At 31.0% G+C, this 2,886-nt stretch carries 3 protein-coding genes; all 3 read left to right on the top strand.

Annotated elements, in window-relative coordinates:
• Positions 1 to 653 precede the first annotated feature (653 nt).
• The 3 genes from AC6CHR_RS25015 (at position 654) to AC6CHR_RS25005 (ending at position 2,786) form a co-directional block, all read left to right on the top strand.
• Positions 654 to 1,001 carry a CBO0543 family protein gene (locus AC6CHR_RS25015; protein WP_498251899.1) on the top strand — a complete coding sequence of 116 codons (348 nt, stop codon included), beginning with the start codon at positions 654 to 656 and terminating at the stop codon, positions 999 to 1,001.
• A gap of 179 nt (positions 1,002 to 1,180) precedes the next feature.
• Positions 1,181 to 1,627: a GNAT family N-acetyltransferase gene (locus tag AC6CHR_RS25010; protein WP_498251898.1), complete on the top strand. Its 447-nt coding sequence runs from the start codon at positions 1,181 to 1,183 to the stop codon at positions 1,625 to 1,627.
• 343 nt (positions 1,628 to 1,970) lie between these two features.
• A complete protein-coding gene (locus AC6CHR_RS25005) occupies positions 1,971 to 2,786 on the top strand; it encodes a class I SAM-dependent methyltransferase (RefSeq protein ID WP_498251897.1) in 816 nt (271 codons plus the stop codon).
• The last annotated feature ends 100 nt before the right edge of the window (positions 2,787 to 2,886 follow it).

Here is a 2,886-nt window from a genome sequence, read left to right as displayed (position 1 = left end):
GGCATATTTTTTCACTAATGTTTTTCTTAAATGGGAAGCACAAAAAAGGTGATTTTATTACTTAGCAATTTCTATCTAAAATACATAAGCCCTTCTTGTACTACCATGAAAATAAACTTCTCTAATTACAAAAAAAGACAATTAGAAAGAAGACCCTTCTAATTCGTTTTAAAAAAAGGAGAGCCACAATACATTTAACTATGAATTGATTGATTGGATTAAGAACCAGTATAGACAACTTAGTATATTTTCATTCTCTGTGGTGCAGCACTGATTTTGTGCTGCATGGAGGGCTAACGGGCAGGATTGTTTAATAAAATTTAGGTCATGCTAATTGAAGAAAGGATTTGTTACTGCTGATTAACTAAAAATATATTGTTTTAAAATCCATAAATCCATAGGAATACCCTATTTCTTAATCATAAAGGAGATTCACTAATGGAAAACAAGGAAGAAATAATAAAAAAAATTGATAATAATACAAACGAAATTCATCTCCTTATTCAAAAAAAATAGATATTTGGTTAGAGTTCGTACTGTTTTCACCACTATGGTGGTTTGGAGTTATTTTATCCGTTTTACCTTGGATTCTATGGATATTTTTTCGTGAAAAGAATAGTACAGATAGGCTGTTATATTCAGGTCTCTTTGTAATGGTAATTGCTCTTATGCTTGATTTATTAGGAGACCAATTAGGACTATGGCACTATAGATTTAATGTAATTCCAGTTTTACCTACGTATTTTCCATGGGATATATCTCTAATGCCTGTTACAGTAATGTTTTTAATACAAATTAAACCTAATTTTAATCCTCTTATTAAAGCTATTCTCTTTGCATTAATTACTTCGTTTGTGGCAGAACCCATATTTAATTGGATGAAGTTATACCAACCTTTAAATTGGGAATATGCTTTTTCAGTTCCGATTCAAGTAGTCATATACTTAATAGCCCATTACATTACAAAAAGGAATCAACATTCCACATTATATAAATTATAAAAATACAACCCATTATTAAACTAACGGGTACTTGAGTTGAAGAATAAAATGGGTTGCTGCGGTAGCCCTTTTTCTTTATCGTTATTCAACTAAAGTGGCAGGTTAGTTGAATAAAAATGCTATAATTTGTATAAGTCAATTATTATGAGGATAGTAACGTGAATATCTTATTAAGTAAAATGTCAGAAAAAGAATTTAGAATTTATTTTAAAAATAAGATAGAAAGATTTGCGGATGTCTTATCGCAAAATGTACATGAGGATGGCATTGAAGACTCCTTAGCTAAAGCACTTAAACAATTAAACAAATTACTTCCTGAAGGAATTGAAACTCCTAATCATCACCTATTTAATATCTATAAAGAAAACCAGTTAATAGGATATGTTTGGGTAAAAGTTGAAAAAGAAAAGAAAAATGCATTTCTATATGAAATTTATATATTTGAAGAATATAGAGCAAGAGGATTTGGAACAACAGTTATGGAAAAAATCGAGAATTGGCTTGTGCAGCAAGGAGTTTATTACTTTAAACTTAATGTTTTTGGCAGTAATACAGGGGCTAGAAAGCTATATGAGGAGTTAGGATTTGAAATTACTGGAATAAATATGCTAAAAACAATAAATTGACTGTATTAAATTAACAAGATTCAATGAAAGAAAAGAATTATTAATTCAGGTAAGAGGTGAGGTAGATGGGTCTTACTCCTTTTGCTTTTATACACTTAATAATTGGGTTAGCTTTAATATACTTTTATGGTAAATTACCAAAAGCTATAACGACATTTTTGATTGTGTTTTTTTCTATGAGTTTTCTTTATTGGGCGGTTGTTTCAACAAATTCCTTATTAAACTAACGGGTGCAAGAGTTTAACAAGGGGGTGTTTCGGCAACTCCTTTTTCTTATTGTACTAAAAGGGCAGTTTAGTTAGTTAAATAAGAAGGTTATTTTTTTGGGTTTAAAGAACTTAATATGAGAGGAGGAATTGTTAGGACTGACTACGGTAAAGATTTGTTTGAAGGGACAGCTTGGTATTATTCCCGTTATAGACCTTTATATCCAGCTTCTTTAATAAGATACTTAATAGATAGGTTTTCCCTGAACGGTAAAGGTCAAATGCTCGATTTAGGGTGTGGTACTGGACAATTAGCATTCAGGTTTACTGATTGGTTCGAAGGAATAGTTGGGATTGATACTGAGCCTGAAATGATACAAGAAGCAATACGTCTCAGCAAAGAAATTAGAGTGGAAAATCTGGAATGGTTTAATGGAGATATTGATACATATAAAGGGAAATTTGATGAATTTTTTAGATTTGTAACAATTGCAAAGGCATTTCATTGGATGGATAGGGAAAAGGTTCTTGAAACTTTATATGGAATGGTTTCCTGTGGTGGTGGAATTGCTATTATTGATAATTATTCTCCTAATAAAGAGCTTTTACCGTGGCAAAAGAAAGTTAATGAGGTAGTAAAACATTGGTATGGAAACGAAAGAAGAGCAGGTAATACTACATATACCCATCCAGAAGTTAGCCATCAGGAAATAATAGCAAGTTCAAAGTTTGATTTAGAAATTCATCAGATACCTACATATGACCAGATATGGTCATATGATTCTATAATCGGAAATATATATTCGACTTCCTATGGTGCTAAACGCTTTTTGGGAGAAAACGTTAATTCATTTGAAGAACACTTAAAAGAAGAATTATTGGCAATTGATAATACTGGTGTTTATAAAGAACAAATAAATATATCGGTTAAACTCGCTTTAAAAAACAAATAAGGCATATGTTATTGAACTAACGGGTGCAAGAGTTGAAGAATAAAATGGGTTGTTGTGGCAGTCGTTTATCTTTTTCGTTCTTTAACTAACGGGGCAGAAC

The sequence above is a fragment of the Metabacillus sp. GQ13 genome (genome assembly GCF_059758525.1).
This window is presented reverse-complemented; position numbering and strand designations above follow the sequence as displayed.

Bases quoted from the DNA above. Each gene is read 5' to 3' on its own strand.
- AC6CHR_RS25005 (WP_498251897.1), top strand. From the start codon at position 1,971: ATGAGAGGAGGAATTGTTAGGACTGACTACGGTAAAGATTTGTTTGAA.
- AC6CHR_RS25015 (WP_498251899.1), top strand. From the start codon at position 654: ATGGTAATTGCTCTTATGCTTGATTTATTAGGAGACCAATTAGGACTA.
- AC6CHR_RS25010 (WP_498251898.1), top strand. From the start codon at position 1,181: ATGTCAGAAAAAGAATTTAGAATTTATTTTAAAAATAAGATAGAAAGA.